Source organism: Wolbachia endosymbiont of Spodoptera picta, assembly GCF_018141665.1.
Classification (GTDB): Bacteria; Pseudomonadota; Alphaproteobacteria; order Rickettsiales; family Anaplasmataceae; genus Wolbachia.
The window spans coordinates 908,392-924,908 of the sequence record NZ_CP067976.1 but is presented as its reverse complement, the minus strand read 5'-3'; the positions used below and the strand labels follow the sequence as shown (position 1 = coordinate 924,908).

Sequence of the window (16,517 nt, the reverse complement as noted above, 5' to 3'; positions counted from 1 at the left end):
AAATTTATGCCTTTAGATACAACAAATCCTTTCAATGTTAAAGTAGATCATAATTTTGCCAAAATAGATGATGCTATTGGTTTTTTTCCTAGGTTATGGCGTGCAACAAAGAAATATTCTGTAAGTAACACTTTACCTATAGCAGCTGTAAATACTTGGCTTCAATTTTCTTTGGCTTATGTAGCTGCAATAATAATAACTAGTAATAATTTAAGCTTTATTACAGATATTTTTAACCCAACATTCATGCCAATTTACACTTTGGTTTCTGTTATTCTTTTAACAACTTTTGTAGCCTCTTCTGCTATGAGATATATGCATAAGCAGAAGATAAAAGAAGGAAAAAAGCCGATAGAGGAATTAATAAATGATAAAATTAGAGGTGGCAAAGACAACGAGATAAGTGAAATCGCTGAAAATGCTCTGAAAATAGAGATAAAACCAAATTTAAGTTTTATAAGTCACAAAAAAGCAAGCTTTTCAATAATTTTGCCAATCTCTGAAAATCAAAAAAAAATATTAGATGATCAAAGACAAGAGAATAAGAATAAGGACATTTTTCTTGCCATACCATATGTAGTTAGTGCTGCAATCATAGTTGGTGCGTTAATACAAAATAGATTTAGCTTTGCCAATGTTCAGGATTTGGAATGGGCCATAGTTGCACTGGCTAGTATCATTGCTATTGTTGGGATATGTATAACATTCAGCAAGCTAAAAAACAATGAGATAAACAATAATCATAATATTGTTAAAAAGTTTAATAATTTGGATATTCTCTTTCCATTCAGAAGAGGTGGGGTTGTATCAGTAATGGAAAAAAAGACAAAAGATGAGGAAGTAAATGATTCTACATCTCGATTGATAAAATTACTTGATAAGCACTTGACTGATTTTACAGATAAAATTGTTGACTCACTTGATAAGCAGTTAGATGAAGTTAAAGGTCTACTCGATAATAAGCTTCTAAAGCCTGCAAATGATGAAATTAAAGAAACACTTGTTCATCTACGAAGAGTCAGAGAAGACATCAAAGAAGATTTGGATGAGTTGCACAAGGAAATCTCGCCCATTTTAAGTGAAGCTAAAGGGCTGGTAAAAAGAGCAAGTTCACTAAACATTGAAAGTATTTTTTCTAGTTTAGATAATGCTATTAAAATCGCTGAAGATAAGGTTGAGCGATTTGAACCAAGCAGATTTGTTGGCTTTTTTAAATCTGGGGAAAGCACAGTTAGTGATGATCCTTTGTTTATAGATATGTTGGAAAAGCAAAAAGAAGAGGCGGAAAAGATAAGGAAGAAATTAGAGGAAGAGCTAAAAAAAGTAAAAGATGAACTAGAAGAATTAAAGAATAAACAAACTCAATCAACCGAACCTAATAGCAGTGAAGGCAGTATTACTGCTACTTCTCTTGAAAAACAGCGAGATGAAGAGAAAAAAGCAATAGAAAAACATAGATTATTAAAATCAAAAAAAAGGATGAAAGAGCTGGAGCAAGAAAATGCAAAATTGGAAAAAGAATTATCTGAACAAGAAAAAATGGATGAATGGAGAAAAAAAGTTAACGGTAAAGCAAGTGGCTTTCTATATTATTTATTAGAGTCTATTAAGCTAGAAGAAAAAGATAAAAAAGAAGAAAAGAGGGAGTTAACGCTACGGGATTTTGATAATAAAATAATAATTTACTGGAAAGATGGCTCTCAAACAATTTGCCATATTAAAAAACAAGACGGCCTTCAAATTCAACCTAGTACAAAAGTTGATTTTGTGAATCCAGATGTTCATGCAGCATTCAAAGTAGCTTGCGCAGGGTAGTGACCATAGATATAACCTTAAATGTTAATAGTGACGAAAAAAAATTAAGGCTAGATACTTACATAGCTAAAAAGTGTAACATATCACGCAGTAAAGCACAAAGATTGATACAAGATGAGCGGGTAACATTACTTGGCACGCCAATAATTAATAATGACCACATAGTAAAACCAGGTGAAGAGTATATAGTACATCTCGTTCAACCTGACATATCCACATCAATTGAACCTAACTATAATATAAAGCTTGATATCATCTACGAAGATGGGGACATTATAGTTCTGAGTAAACAAAGTAGATTAACAGTACACCCAGGTGCTGGAACAAACAATGATACACTCCTGAATGCAGTGATCGCTCACCTTGGCAAAATTCCATATACAAATACAAGACCAGGAATTGTTCACAGGCTTGATAAAGATACTAGTGGACTCATGGTAATTGCAAAAAATGAACAATCCCACAGCTTCTTGTCTGAACTGCTATCAAATCGTAAAATAAAACGGGAATACTTAGCAGTAATTTGGGGAGCATTACCTAATCTGCAAGGAACAGTAAAAACCCATATTGCTCCAAAACGCAGTAATAAAGAAATGATGTGTGTCACAAAAACAGCAGGTAAATTAGCAATCACTCATTATTCAGTGAAGAAAATTATAGGGCAAGCAAGCCTGGTTAAATGTACTTTAGAGACAGGCAGAACACACCAAATTCGAGTACACATGAGCCACATAGGACATTCTGTAGTTGGTGATCAAGTTTACGGAAAAAATAGTAGTAAAAGTGAAAAACATGCTAAAAACTCTGACTTTATCCGTAATTTCAATAGACAGGCACTACATGCTCACACGCTAGGCTTATATCATCCAAAAAGTAAAGAATATATAGAATTTGTTTCTGATTTACCACAAGACATGCAAGTCTTAATCGGTGAATTTGAAAATATATCTTAACAACATTCATATCAATATTATCATCCATGTTATCAAGAAGTTAATTAATGAGAGAAAAACTGCTGCACTACCTAGATCTTTCACTTTTTTTGAAAGTATATGTTGTTCACTTAAAATACGCTCAATTGTTGTTTCAAAAGCAGTGTTAATAATTTCTACAATTAACACCAAAAATAGGCTACTTACCATTACTGCACGTTCTAAATTACTTACATCTAAAACAAACAAAGTTGAAACACATACTATAAAAAGTAGTAACTCCTGTCTGAACGCAATTTCTGATATAAAAGCTGATTTTATTCCTTCACAGGAGTATTGAATTGCTTTTATTAGACGAGTAATGCTTTTCTTCATTATCAATTTTGGAAACTCAATGAATTACACTTATTGCACTCAGGTAAAAAATGCATGAAAACACCTTTCAGTCGTGATCACTTACAAAGATTTTTAAGTTAAAGTCTAGCATATTGTTTGAATCAAGAAAATTAGTACAAAGCCTTTCAACAAACGCTCAAGGCAGTTATATATTGATACTGACACAAAAATCCTTTAATTAAATTTCTCTCGCCTTAGCTTACACGATCCTCATTTTGAAATAAGTAATAATTTATTATAGTCTTGATATTTAAACATTTTGTATCTGCTGTAATGATTTCACTTCCAATTTGCTATTCTTTACATATTGAATTGCAAGCGCTAACGCTTTACTCCCAGAAGCTGTGGTGCTATAAGCTATATTTTGCAAAATAGCAGTTCTCCTGATATCTTTGCTATCTGAGACTGATTTCACACCTTTTGAAGTATTGATTACTAGATTTATTTTTCCATCTTTGAGCATATCAACTATGTGGGGTCTGCCTTCTCTCACTTTATTTACAGCTTTTGCAGCAATGCCGTTATTGTTCAGATGCAAAGCTGTGCCTTTGGTGGCATATATTTCAAAACTCAGTTCTTTCAACATTCGTACAACAGGCAATATATACTCTTTATCATCATCTTTTACTGAAACCAGAGCTGTTCCTTCTGTTGGTAACTTGTATCCTGCAGCCATGTGCACTTTTGCAAGTGCAGCTCCGAAAGATAAGTCAATTCCCATCACTTCTCCTGTTGATTTCATTTCAGGACCAAGTAAAGTGTCAATTCCCGAAAAACGCGTAAATGGAAAAACAGCAGCTTTAACTGCAAAATGATTGAAAGGCTTGTTTTCCTGATTCAATTTTTTACCCAAAATAACCTGAGTGGCAAGCTTTGCAATAGGAATATTGATTACCTTGGAAATAAAAGGAACTGTACGGCTAGCCCTTAAATTCACTTCAAGTATGTATACATCACTCTCTTGAACAGCAAACTGAATGTTTATCAGACCTTTCACTTCTAGTGCAAGAGCTATTCTTTCAGTTTGGAGCTCGATCTCTTTTATTACTTCGTCACTCAATGTATTTGTCGGTATTGAGCATGTTGAATCGCCAGAGTGGATACCAGCTTCTTCAATGTGCTCCATGACCGCTGCAATGAAAACTTTTTTCCCATCACATACAGCATCAACGTCAACCTCAACTGCATTGACTAAAAATTTATCAAGAAGCAGTGACCCGTGTTCAAAAATTTTGGTTTGATTCAAGACATACTCTTTAAAGCTCTGAGTATCGTGTCTAATCGACATAGACTGACCGCCGAGGACATATGATGGCCTAACTACTAGTGGAAACCCCACCTTTTCTGCGTTGATTAACGCTTCTTTTACTGAATGACAGATAGAATTTTCAGGTTGTTTTAAATTAAGTTGCAAAGCAAGATTTTTAAATCTCATGCGATCTTCTGCAAGGTCAATAGAATCAAACGAAGTTCCCAGAATTTTGAAACCTCTCTCGTTAAGCACTTTGGCTAACTTTAAAGGTGTTTGACCACCTATTTGAACTATTACACCAACCAGTGTGCCATTTTCTTGCTCTTTGCTTAGTATTTCAAGCACATCCTCTGCAATCAGTGGGGCAAAATATAAACGATCAGCGGTATCATAATCAGTTGAAATGGTTTCCGGATTACAGTTAATCATTATTGTTTCATACCCCATTTCTTTGGCGGCAGAAGCTGCATGTACGCATGCATAATCAAACTCAATACCTTGACCAATGCGATTTGGACCACTTCCTAAAATGACAACTTTTTTTCGATCCGAAATATTCGCCTCACATTCCGTTTTATTTTCAACATCACCCTCATAGCAGCCATACATATAAGCAGTGCTCGATTCAAATTCAGCTGCACAAGTATCTACACGTTTATAAACTGGATTAACACCAAATTTTTTTCTCATTGCTTCAATCTGTTCTACTTTCTTATTGCTTAATTTTGCCAATCTTGCATCTGAAAACCCCATTTTTTTCAGCTCTAACATTTCATATGCAGTCTCAGGAAGGCCGTTTTCCTTGATTTTTTGTTCAGCTAATATAATTTGTTGTATATTCTGCAAAGACCATAAGTCATATCCTGTAATCGAATTTATTTCTTCTATGCTAATTCCGTGACGCATTGCGTCAGCAGCAATCAGTAATCTGTTTGGTAGCAATTTTGCTAATTGAGATTTTACGTGATCAATATCAATGTTCTCAGGAAATACTTCATTAAGTCCTGTAAGACCAGTTTCAAGTGAACGAAAAGCTTTCTGCAGTGACTCATTAAAAGTGCGGCCTATAGACATCACTTCCCCCACTGATTTCATGGAAGTTGATAGTTCACAATTCGTCCCCTTAAACTTCTCAAATTCAAAACGAGGAATTTTAGTGACGATATAATCAATCACTGGTTCAAATGCAGCAGGTATAACTGGAGCGCAATCATTACGTATCTCATCGAGTGAATAGCCGATAGCAAGTTTAGTTACAACTTTTGCAATAGGATAACCTGTTGCTTTTGAAGCAAGCGCAGAAGAGCGAGAAACCCTTGGATTCATTTCAATTACAACGAGGCTTCCATCTTCTTTAGGATTCACTGCAAACTGAACATTTGCACCACCGGCACTAACATCAATTTCTCTTAGCACTGCTATAGATGCATTTCTCATCTGTTGGTATTCTACGTCACGCAGAGTCAAAGCAGGAGCAACCGTGATACTATCTCCGGTGTGCACTCCCATTGGATCAATATTTTCTATCGAACAGACTATTATGCAGTTATCTTTACAATCACGGATAACTTCCATTTCATATTCTTTCCAGCCGATAATTGATTCATCTATCTGAACTTCATTTATTGGCGAAATTTTGAGAGCACTTTCTGCAATATTGAAAAACTCCTCTTTACTGTATGCTATGCCGCTACCTGCACCACCAAGGGTGAATGATGAGCGGATGATTGCTGGTAATCCAATGTAGTCCAAAGCCTCTTTTATTTGTTCTTGATTTTTTATAATGATACTTTTGGGATATTTCAGTCCTATTCTATCCATGGACTTACGGAATAACTCTCTATCCTCTGCTTTTTTTATTGCTTCTCTATTTACCCCTATTAATTCTACGTTGTATTTGTCTAACACTCCATCATCTGCAAGTTTTATTGCGCAATTGAGTGCTGTTTGCCCGCCCATTGTTGGCAATATTGCATCTGGCATCTCCTTGATTATAATTTTCTCTATGATTTCAGGCAGTACCGGCTCAATATAAGTTGCATCAGAGAATTCAGGATCTGTCATTATAGTTGCAGGATTGGAGTTAACTAAAATGACTTTATAACCTTCACTTTTTAATACTTTACAGCTTTGCGTTCCAGAATAATCAAACTCGCATGCCTGACCTATAACTATTGGGCCTGCTCCTATTACTAACATAGATTCTATATCTGTGCGTTTCGGCATAATTACAATAACGGTCTCTATTCAAGTAATGTTACCAATCTTTCCTGTATATGTGAATTTTTATTAAACCTATTAGCTAACTACTTTTAGGCTTGACGCATAACTGTACGAACATTGCAATTTGCGTGGAAGATTCCAGTGCTTGACACACAGCTGTACAAACATTCATTTTTGAAGGTAAATTGCACAGCAAATGATGTCATTCAAGTAGCTGACACTGGTTCCTTTATGACGGCAGTGACCAGAGGTGTCATCCCAGTCTGGGATCCAGAAAACTTAACTTTAAATAAGTGGCCGCACAATAAAGACTAGATTCCAGACTGGAATGACACCATAGAGGCACTGGGATGACATCCTTCCTAGTGGACTCAAATCACAATGTTCATACAGTTGTGGGCTTAACGGTATCTTTGCAGATACTATGGTAATTTACTCGGTAGATTTGCTAAGTGGCAAGATTTGTCCTGATATACTGCAGTCATCAGAAGCCAACTCTACGAATTTATTTGTTAACTTCTCAGGCGATACTAATTCAGATATATCTTTTCCCGAAAATGCTTGCTTATACATTTCACTATCGATAGGATCTTCCGAATACACGGCATTTATGCATAAGTTCGTATGCTTTGTCTCAGATGCATATATCTTCACCATTACTTCTAGTGCAGCCTTACTTGCAGCATATGGTACCCAATATGGATAAGAGGAAGGAGAAAGTGTTATCTCTGAGGTCATGAATATCGCTCTTCCAGCATTAGACTTTTTTAGTATTGGACCCAAATTTTTTAGCAAGTACCAACTGGCAATAAAATTTGTATTCATTACGTTCTGTAGATCTTCAAGCTCACAATCATGAACAGAGCTCAACTTACCTAAAATTTCAGTGCATGTAATCAGTATATCAAGTGTTCCAGATTCTGATAATTTTGGGCTTTCTATCATATTTGCCAGTTTTTCTACGTTTTCAAAGTCTAAAAGATCAAGCTGAATTAGTTTCACAGAGCCTTCTTTAAGCTCTTCAATTTCGTTATACAATGGCTTGAGATTATCAAGAGATCTGGAAATCAGAATCACACATGCACCTTCTTTTACAAATCTTTTTGCAACAGAAGAGCCTATTCCACCTGAAGCCCCGGTAACTAAAGCTATTTTACCTTCTAACTTACCCATTTCTTTCTCTTTAGCAAGATTCATTGAAATATTTTAGCTGAAAATTAAATTTTGCTCCATATATAAAAATCAAACTTAGCACATAAAAAAATAGCAACGACATCACCACACCACCTAAACTTCCATATATCAAATTCAGTTGATCAAAGGAAGCTTTTAAATATTGCTTGAAAGCTGAAGCAGAGATCGTCCAAAGAATAACAGCCATACAAGATCCGGGAAATACGTCTGATAAGTTTTGCTTTATGTTTGGCAATGTAAAATATAGCCAAGATACTATAGTAAAAAGCACAAACTCAATAAGTAAATATCTAGTATAACTTAGCCCTTGGTAAGAAAAATCAATTAACATTGGCACTAATGTAAAAAATACTATAGTCAGAGTTGTAACAAGCGTAATTACTAAAAATTGTAATATACTGAGCACCCTTCTCCATATATAAGGCGATGAAACCGGAACTTTATAGGCCTTATTCAATATCGTTCTAAATCCTTCAATTGTTGATGAGGCAGTCCAAACAGCGCCTACAATTGCCAAGGTTAATAAGCTTTGCGGAGGGCCTGATATTATCTCCCTAATACGTGGCATCAAAGATGATAAAATATCCTGTGGCATGTTATCAATAATAAATGCCCAGCCGACATTGTATTGATCTAAGAAATTTGCGAACGTTGATGCCATGGCTATTAAAACAATAAGAAAAGGAAATATTGATAACAGGATTAAAAATGATAGATACCCTACATGCTCCACTCCATCATTATAAATTGTGTCAATTAAAGCACGATAAAGGCAATAAACGATACTATAAAATTTCTGTAGCACTTGTAATATAAATAAACTAAGAAAAATATTCTAAATGAAATAAAGCATACTTTTAAGCAAAAAATCCTCACCGTTTACTTAAATTTAATCAAAATGATAGATAATCCAGCGTTAAATACGGAGGCATAATGAAAAACTTTCTTCTACTTGTAGCTTTAATTCTTTCCTTTGCATTTGATAATGCTTTTGCTGCTGCTGTTACTGATGATGCAACAACCAATACAATATGCAAAATAGTAGGCTATACTCACGGTATAGGCGGACCTATGATTACAATAGTGATAATAGGTGCAGCTTTGCTGGCAATATTTGGCAGAATGCCATGGCCAGCGCTTTTTGCACTTGGTGCATTTACTGCTGTGTTTTTTGGTGCACCTGTAGTTGTTTCAAAAATAGTACCAGGTGGTGTGATTTGTAAAGATGGTGCAACTGCTTGCCCTGATGGTAAAAGATGGGATGCAACAAAAAATACATGCTTATAATAAGCATTAAAGCTTCAAAACATTAGCAAATGGTGCTTCTTTAAGGAGCACCATCATTGCACGAACTTGTGACTTAAGCCACCATAAAGGTGTTATTCGAGTAGTCCCTCCCTTGTCATCCCAGTGCGTGACACTGGAATCCAGGAAATTTGATTGGATATTAAGTTTATGAGCATAGAAGCAGTTAATTTTATGTTAAAACACAACATTTTTGATGAGGCTGTATTAAGAGATGGATCCCAGTGTCAGCTACTTGAATGACACCTTTGCTATCTTCAAAAATGAATGCTCGTACAGCTGTGTGTCAGCTACTTACATAACGCCTCTCTAAAATTACTTTAGTTACAAATATTAAGAAATTTACTAAACGAAGAAAAAAGGCAAAAAAGTCCCCGTGTAACGAGTTTTGACCCTATAATAATTTAAATTGGCATTGTAATAATGTGCTAACGCTTAAAATAAGCGCGATTTGGCTGAATGTAGAAAAAATTTAAAAGACATGCAGCCGCTATAATTTGTGTGTAATTTGCCAATAAATATTTGAGTTTTTTTACTGAATTTTGTGATTGAGCCTGCAGGTCAAAAACAAGGATAAATACTCTTAGTATCATAGTAAAGGGAATGACGAAATTTGTAAAGTAGTTTTCACTCAAATGACGCCCAGGCAAAAACTATATGGTTATGCAAAAAATCTATTTTTAAAACTGTTAATATAACATAGAAAAAACCTCACCTTCATTAATAATAGATTACTTACCAATTGGGTAGTCACCAGTGAAGCAAGCATCACAATATTGCGGTGTAGCGTTGTTACGTTTTTCTTCTTTAACAGCCCTGTATAGTCCATCAATACTCAAGAAGGCTAGGCTATTTACTCCTATAATTTCCTTAATTTCCTCTACAGATTTATTTGCAGCAATTAAATCTTTGCACTCTGGAGTATCTATTCCATAAAAACAAGAATGCTTAATTGGTGGGCTTGAAATTTTGAGGTGAATCTCTTTTACTTCCGCATCCTTTAGCATAACTATTATATTTCTGAGCGTACTACCACGCACTACACTATCATCTATTAAAATTATGTTTTTGCCTTTCAAAGTGTGCTTATTAGCATTGAATTTTAATTTTATTCTAACTTTACGTACTTCAGCGGTGGGTTGTATAAAAGTTCGTCCTATGTAATGATTACGAATTATCCCCAGTTCCATAGGTAATCCTGAATGCTTTGCATATCCAATAGCTGCAGGTATTCCAGAATCAGGTATTGGTACAACCATATCTACATTGTTTTTTGGTGGGCTCTCTTCTGCAAGTATTCTTCCTATTTCTTTTCTTATATCATATATGGACCTCTTCTCCATTATGCTGTCTGGTCTCGAGAAGTAAACGTATTCAAAAATACAAAAACTTGATTTTTGCTGTGGGAAAGGAAACATTGAGTCTAGCTTACTATCCGAACTGATGGTAACTAATTCGCCTGGTTCTATTTCTCTAATAAACTCTGCATTTATTATATCAAGAGCACAAGTTTCAGATGCAAGAACGTAAGAACCGTTTAACTTTCCTAAAACAAGAGGCCTGATTCCAGATGGATCACGTACTCCAATAACTACTTCTTGATTGATTGCCACAAAAGAATAAGCACCTTGTATTTGCTTTAATGCATATATAAAACTCTCTAAAAAGCTATCTTTTTCACTGCTTGCTGTCAGATGCACTACTACTTCTGTATCAATATCTGACTGAAAAACGCACTCTTGTTTAATTAATTGTTCGCGTATCGGAGAAATATTAATTAAATTACCATTATGTGCTATGGCAAAATCCCCAAATTTGCCACTTTTGCCAAACATGGGTTGCACTCCAAATTTACTACCACTTGTTGAGTATCGAACATGACCTATTGCACAATCCCCAGGTAAGGATTTCTTTATTTCATCTATATCATCAAATACACTGCTCACTTGGCCTTGAAAGTGATAAGAGTGCAGCTTATCGTTGTTACTGGTTACTACGCCAAAAGACTCTTGACCTCTATGCTGCAAAGCGTGGAGAGCAAGTATAGAGTTAAAAGCAGCACTTTGGTTGTAACTTATGCCAAATACCCCACACTCCTCACGTACTTCATCAAGCATGAAAAATATTAAATAAAGCCTGATTGTACTTTAGTAGAGGCAAAGTACAAGAATTTTATTTGTTAATCCCTTTCAAATTTGAAGCTTGCTACGGTAGTTTTGATGTATACCAGAAAGTAGGTTATATGCAATTAACCAATTTTGAGATTTTTGACAATTTTTTAGCACTGAAGAGAAAAAGATATTTTTATTGACTTATCTATGTATTGAAGTAATCACTAAAAAGTTTTAGTGGTTATGGTATATAATATGTCTAAGAAAGTAGGTAAACAAGGTGAAAGTAATCTTATTTTAGAGCCTGAACAGTTCTCTAACAGGTTCTTCAATAGTCAACAGAGTAGTTCATCAAATCCAAAATTACCGACTATAAGTCGTAAAGATAGGCATATGGATTTAACCAAGAAAAGGTACGCAAAAAACAAAGATGTTGCAGAATATCTAAGGAGTTATGACTTTATTAAAAGAGCAGAGGAATTGTCAATAATTTATCTTTTTGAGCGAGACCCATCTTCTACGAAATTGCAAATACCATTGACTACAGATGAACAAATTCTAGTTAAAAAATTTTGTGATGAGATGATAAAAGGTATAACAGAACACGATGAGCAAGAAAGCGTTTTAAAGTACATGGAACGCATAATAGAGGATTATTTAAATCAAGGAATAAGATTAAACTCATATTACGGTAAGGACAATAAGACTGTAACAAATTTTATATTTGAAAAAATGGAAGAATTAATTAATCGCTTTCATGCAAATCCACACAATTCAACTACAAAAAATATCATACAAAAGATCACTCGTAATTTAGTGTTAAAAGGTGGGGTAGAAAAAGGATTATCTTTTTATAGCGATATTGAAGGCGGATATTACGGATCTAATTATTTAAATGATCTTAACGAACAATGTAAGAGTAAGAAAAAAATGCTAGAGGGTCTAGCATATGAAGGTATTGTGAAAGAAAATAACAAGCAAATTGATAAATATGATCTTGAAGTAGAAGTAGATAATAAATATTTTTATATTAAGTATCCACAAGGTAGTATTGTTGAAACTGCAAGAACTTTAAATAATGAAAAAGCTAAGGATTTAGAAGTTGGCATATTTCAGATTGAGGAAAGTATAGTAAAAGTTGAAATTACACAAGATGGAAAAAGAAATTACACAGATATCTTAAAAGGTGGTATTGAAATATTTTTTACTACTAAAATAGGAGAGATTAGTATTTATCTACGGAAAGATGGTAATAAAATGGTAGTAGAAATTGATGAGAAAAGCAAAATAAGATTTAGCAAGTTAGAAAACAAATCAAGCTTTGGAGGGAATTGTCTTATACAGGGGAAAAGTGTTTTAGAAGTTATGGGCAAGAGTTTTGAAAATATTCCTGAGGAGTTAACTCAGACTATTAAAAACGTTCCATCTACTAGTCTTATGCAAACATGTTTACAACAACAAGAAAACTCTAATAGGGAATTAAATTAATGTATTTTTAGGATAATAATTAAGAAATTAATTATAAACATTCATACGCATTCGATTGGAGTAGAGGATATGGGGCAGCAATTAGCACAAGAACTAAAGGCAAATGTGGTTGGTTGTCAAATAGTGATTGATTAAATCAATTTAGAGAGATAAATAGCAGCTTTGCAGCTTGTTTTTATGAACAAAGATAAAACGTTGTAGCCAAGTGCGCTTTCGGCATTGTGCTGAATTGCAATATCTCTGTGTTCTAACTCCTCATCACGAAACTTACTTATGGTTTCTCTTAATTCCCCATCTTCTAAATGTAAGACTTGCTCCTTGTAGTGCTCTCCGATCACTTCTTCAACTGCAGCAGTGCAAGCCATAGCGGCTTTTTTACCCATCATAGCAGTTACAACACCAAGTGTCACCCCTAAAGCACGCCAAATTGGCAACAAAACAGTAGGACGAACTCTTTGCTCCTTGATTTTCTCATTAAAATAGTGGAAATGTTTTTTTTCCTGCTCCTCCATTTCAATTATTTTGTCAATTATGGAAGATTTTTTAAGAATAAATTTTTGACCAGAATAAATACAAATGGCTCCATATTCGCCAGCATGATTTACTCTAATTGCTTGTTCTAAAAAATTTCCTTTCAATTTTTTTATATTGCTTTCCAATGTCTCCTCCATTTATTTCTGCATTAGTACTACTATAAACCAACATATTATAGAGTAAATAAAATTCCATGCGTGCATTGGACCAACATTGTGATTATAGGAACTCAAGCAGCTATAGCAACGGCAAGAGTTACTTGACGGACTCCGCCATTCTCCTTAAAATAAGGGTGAAGATATATTATTTATCTTCAGTCTGTGCAGATAAAGCAACAAAAAGCTCAATATACTTGATGTTTAATTTTTTGCACTATGTGCACTCTATGTCTTTATAAAACTTTTACCCACATAAGCTAAAATGCGCTTATCAAAGGATTTAACACAATGAAAAACGCCAATTAAAAAAATAGGTAGTAGCTGATAGATTTTCTTTTGCCTTTTTCTCTATTTAGTAGATTTTTCAATATTTAATTCAATTAGCCGGTACTAAGACGATAACGAGTAGTAAGCTAAACATCCGTGTAGTTATTGGTATTATCAAGATATTCCCTAATCTTCTTCAAATCTTCCCAAGCTAAGCGTTTTTGTGCTGGTTGACGAAGTAGATAGGCTGGATGAAATATAGCGGCTGTAGTAATTGAATGAGATAAATATTGGTTAGTATAAGTATGAAATCTGCCACGCAAGTTCGATATAGTCTTTGTGTTATCAAGAAGGCTATAACATGCAATTCCTCCGACAAAAATCAGAATTTGCGGTAAAATAAGAGCAATGTGCTTCTCAACAAATGGTCTGCACATATCAAGCTCTAGGTCAGTTGGTTTTCTATTACCTGGTGGACGCCAAAACACCGCGTTGCTTATATACACCTTAGTGCGGTCCAGACTAATTGCACCGAGCATCTTATCGAGCAGCATTCCGCTTGCACCACAAAATGGTATGCCTTTCAGGTCTTCATTTGCTCCTGGTGCTTCACCAATAAGCATGATTTTTGCATTCGGATTACCATCAGAAAAAACAGTATTAGTTGCAGTTTTTTTTATTTCACAACCCTCAAATGACTTAACTGCACTTCTTAGTTCATCTACACTACTACATTGACTTGCAAGCTTCCTTGCTTCAATGATCCAGTCACTTGGGAACATGGTTTGTTGTTCTTTTTTCTGCTCGATGACAGAAGATTGTGCAGCTCTCTCATTTTCCATTTTTTTTTCCTCTTCACTTTCAGTTAGTGTGCAATCAACTCCCACTTCATGATAGAACTTCAACAATTCTAGATCTTCATTACTCATAGTGCCTCTTAACCTTTTGTGCTTTTTTCATAGCCAAATCATACTTCAACCTAGATAAATGTCTAATGTATAATATACCATTTAAGTGATCCAATTCATGCTGAATACACCTTGCAAGCCAACCACTAGCTTTTAGCGTCTGTTCTTCGTTATTTAAGTTTTTATATTTTACAGTTAAATATTTTGGACGCTTGATTTCATGGCTTTGCTCCGGAATTGAAAGACATCCTTCACTCATAATGACTTGTTCATCAGATAATTCCTTAATTTCAGGGTTAATCATACAAAACTTGCCAACTGAGTCATACCCTGCTAGCTCATCTTCTTCCTTCCCTGGACTAACGTCCATGACAAAAATTCTCTTCAGCACTCCAACTTGTACTGCAGCAAGACCAAGACCTTCTGCATCGTACATAGTTTCAAACATGTCGTTTACTAATTCTTTAATTTTATCGGTTATATCTATTACTTCACTGGCGCGTGTAGTTAATCTTTCGTCAGGAGCAATTACAATTGGTAACTTAGACATAAAAATTGTAATTCTGTGTTTTATTTTTCTTTTTGTCTAGGTATATTAAAATGTTGCTACATTTATGATAGAAATATAAATTCATTCAGGGAAGCTACAATTTAAATGGAATCGCATCATAAGGTCAACTAATGTACTCTGCAGTAATAACAAAACCAAAGCAGAATGTTTTTGCTGTTTTAGACGTAGGTACAACAAAAATTATCTGCCTCATCGTTAAGATCAATAGCAATTTCAGCTATAAAATAATAGGAACGGGTTATAAAAGTGCAGAAGGTATAAGTGGCGGATCAATAACTGACGCAAAGCATGCAAGTTACTCTATTTCATCAACTGTAGGTTTAGCTGAACAAGTATCAGAAGAGACTATAGACCAGATATATGTGAATGTAGCCGGATGTGGAATCTCATCTTTTTACGTACATAACGAAATAATTGCAGCTAATCACGAAATTTCAGACCGAGACATAAAACGTGTAGTCTTTCAGACATTTGAGAAATATATCGAAGAAAATGTCATCATTCACAATATACCACTGAAATATCACTTAGATGATATGACTGACATAAAGGAAGTCAGTGGATTATATGGAAAAAGATTATCTGCTGATGTTAATGTTGTCACTGCTTCGCGTCCAGCGCTTACCAATATCGAAAATTGTATAACTAATAATAGTGGGATAAGTATGGCTGGTTGTGTTGCTTCTGCATATTCTGCAGGCCTTGCTTGTCTAAGTAAAGATGAAAAAGAGCTAGGAACTGCCGTTGTTGACATAGGAGGTGGATGCACTGCAATTGGAATTTTTAAGAGAGGAAAACTTGTGTACACAAGCAGCATTCCAATTGGTGGCATTCACATTACCCGAGATATAGCTTATGGACTATGCACAAGTATAGAGCATGCTGAACGCATAAAAATACTATACGGTAGCACTATTGTAACTTCAATAGATGAGAATGAATGTATTGCAGTGCAAAGTAATGAAAGCGATGAACCAACTCAAGTGTTTAAGTCTGAACTTGTTAACATCATAAGACCAAGGATTGAGGAAATACTTGAGCTGATAAGAGAACAATTTCAAGAACAGAAAGATCCAATTAATAAAGTAGTGATCACAGGTGGAACCAGTCAACTCACAAGCATGAAAGAAATTGCAAGCTATATATTCAATAAACAAGTCCGTATCGGATGCCCTGAATCTTGTAGCGGTCTTGATGGCGAATACGACAAAAATCCTGTATTTTCTGCTGCTTTAGGCTCTATAAAGCTAATAGTTGACACCTTTTATAGAAATAATTCTGGAATGCTTGGTCACGATGGCAAAATAAGTAAGTTATACCATTGGGTTAAATCAAAAGTCACAGTCTAGATTTTTGTCTTTAT

At 34.7% G+C, this 16,517-nt stretch carries 14 protein-coding genes; 6 read left to right on the top strand and 8 right to left on the bottom strand.

What is annotated here, in order from left to right; translation table 11 throughout:
• The first annotated feature begins 6 nt into the window (after positions 1-6).
• Complete coding sequence (locus JKF54_RS04140) at positions 7-1,815, top strand: coiled-coil domain-containing protein (protein ID WP_211907661.1); 1,809 nt, start codon at positions 7-9, stop codon at positions 1,813-1,815.
• Positions 1,815-2,768: an RluA family pseudouridine synthase gene (locus JKF54_RS04135; protein WP_369800735.1), complete on the top strand. Its 954-nt coding sequence runs from the start codon at positions 1,815-1,817 to the stop codon at positions 2,766-2,768. Before JKF54_RS04140 ends, JKF54_RS04135 begins: the two co-directional genes overlap by 1 nt.
• 6 nt (positions 2,769-2,774) lie before the next feature.
• On the opposite strand, the gene JKF54_RS04130 is transcribed toward JKF54_RS04135, so the two are convergent.
• Positions 2,775-3,122 (bottom strand): diacylglycerol kinase, encoded by a 348-nt coding sequence (locus tag JKF54_RS04130; protein WP_211907660.1) that lies wholly within the window; start codon positions 3,120-3,122, stop codon positions 2,775-2,777.
• A gap of 271 nt (positions 3,123-3,393) precedes the next feature.
• Entirely contained in the window at positions 3,394-6,621 is a 3,228-nt protein-coding gene (gene carB, locus JKF54_RS04125) for a carbamoyl-phosphate synthase large subunit (protein WP_211907659.1), read from the bottom strand.
• Positions 6,622-6,759: 138 nt separating this feature from the next.
• Here carB and JKF54_RS04120 point away from each other — a divergent pair, with 138 nt between their 5' ends.
• Complete coding sequence (locus tag JKF54_RS04120; protein ID WP_246433117.1) at positions 6,760-6,933, top strand: hypothetical protein; 174 nt, start codon at positions 6,760-6,762, stop codon at positions 6,931-6,933.
• 117 nt (positions 6,934-7,050) lie between these two features.
• On the opposite strand, the gene JKF54_RS04115 is transcribed toward JKF54_RS04120, so the two are convergent.
• Positions 7,051-7,815 (bottom strand): SDR family NAD(P)-dependent oxidoreductase, encoded by a 765-nt coding sequence (locus JKF54_RS04115; protein WP_211907657.1) that lies wholly within the window; start codon positions 7,813-7,815, stop codon positions 7,051-7,053.
• A complete protein-coding gene (locus JKF54_RS04110; RefSeq protein ID WP_211907656.1) occupies positions 7,802-8,617 on the bottom strand; it encodes a YihY/virulence factor BrkB family protein in 816 nt (271 codons plus the stop codon). Before JKF54_RS04110 ends, JKF54_RS04115 begins: the two co-directional genes overlap by 14 nt.
• Before the next feature lie 128 nt (positions 8,618-8,745).
• Here JKF54_RS04110 and JKF54_RS04105 point away from each other — a divergent pair, with 128 nt between their 5' ends.
• On the top strand, positions 8,746-9,099 hold the full coding sequence (locus JKF54_RS04105; RefSeq protein WP_211907655.1) for a TrbC/VirB2 family protein: 354 nt from the start codon (positions 8,746-8,748) through the stop codon (positions 9,097-9,099).
• Positions 9,100-9,848: 749 nt separating this feature from the next.
• Here JKF54_RS04105 and purF read toward each other — a convergent pair.
• The gene (purF, locus tag JKF54_RS04100) at positions 9,849-11,234 is read right to left on the bottom strand and encodes an amidophosphoribosyltransferase (protein ID WP_211907654.1); all 1,386 of its coding nucleotides are present in this window, start codon (positions 11,232-11,234) and stop codon (positions 9,849-9,851) included.
• A 249-nt stretch (positions 11,235-11,483) separates the two neighbouring features.
• On the opposite strand from purF, the gene JKF54_RS04095 reads away from it, so the two are divergent.
• A complete protein-coding gene (locus tag JKF54_RS04095) occupies positions 11,484-12,716 on the top strand; it encodes a hypothetical protein (protein ID WP_211907653.1) in 1,233 nt (410 codons plus the stop codon).
• A gap of 131 nt (positions 12,717-12,847) precedes the next feature.
• On the opposite strand, the gene JKF54_RS04090 is transcribed toward JKF54_RS04095, so the two are convergent.
• The 3 genes from JKF54_RS04090 to def all read right to left on the bottom strand — a co-directional run bounded on the left by JKF54_RS04090 (position 12,848) and on the right by def (position 15,133).
• Positions 12,848-13,387 (bottom strand): demethoxyubiquinone hydroxylase family protein, encoded by a 540-nt coding sequence (locus JKF54_RS04090; protein ID WP_211907652.1) that lies wholly within the window; start codon positions 13,385-13,387, stop codon positions 12,848-12,850.
• Between the two features lie 434 nt (positions 13,388-13,821).
• Positions 13,822-14,604 (bottom strand): uracil-DNA glycosylase, encoded by a 783-nt coding sequence (locus tag JKF54_RS04085; RefSeq protein ID WP_211907651.1) that lies wholly within the window; start codon positions 14,602-14,604, stop codon positions 13,822-13,824.
• Complete coding sequence (gene def, locus JKF54_RS04080; RefSeq protein ID WP_211907650.1) at positions 14,597-15,133, bottom strand: peptide deformylase; 537 nt, start codon at positions 15,131-15,133, stop codon at positions 14,597-14,599. The genes JKF54_RS04085 and def overlap by 8 nt, the downstream gene beginning before the upstream one ends.
• A gap of 131 nt (positions 15,134-15,264) precedes the next feature.
• Here def and ftsA point away from each other — a divergent pair, with 131 nt between their 5' ends.
• The gene (ftsA, locus tag JKF54_RS04075) at positions 15,265-16,503 is read left to right on the top strand and encodes a cell division protein FtsA (protein ID WP_211907649.1); all 1,239 of its coding nucleotides are present in this window, start codon (positions 15,265-15,267) and stop codon (positions 16,501-16,503) included.
• Positions 16,504-16,517 lie beyond the last annotated feature (14 nt).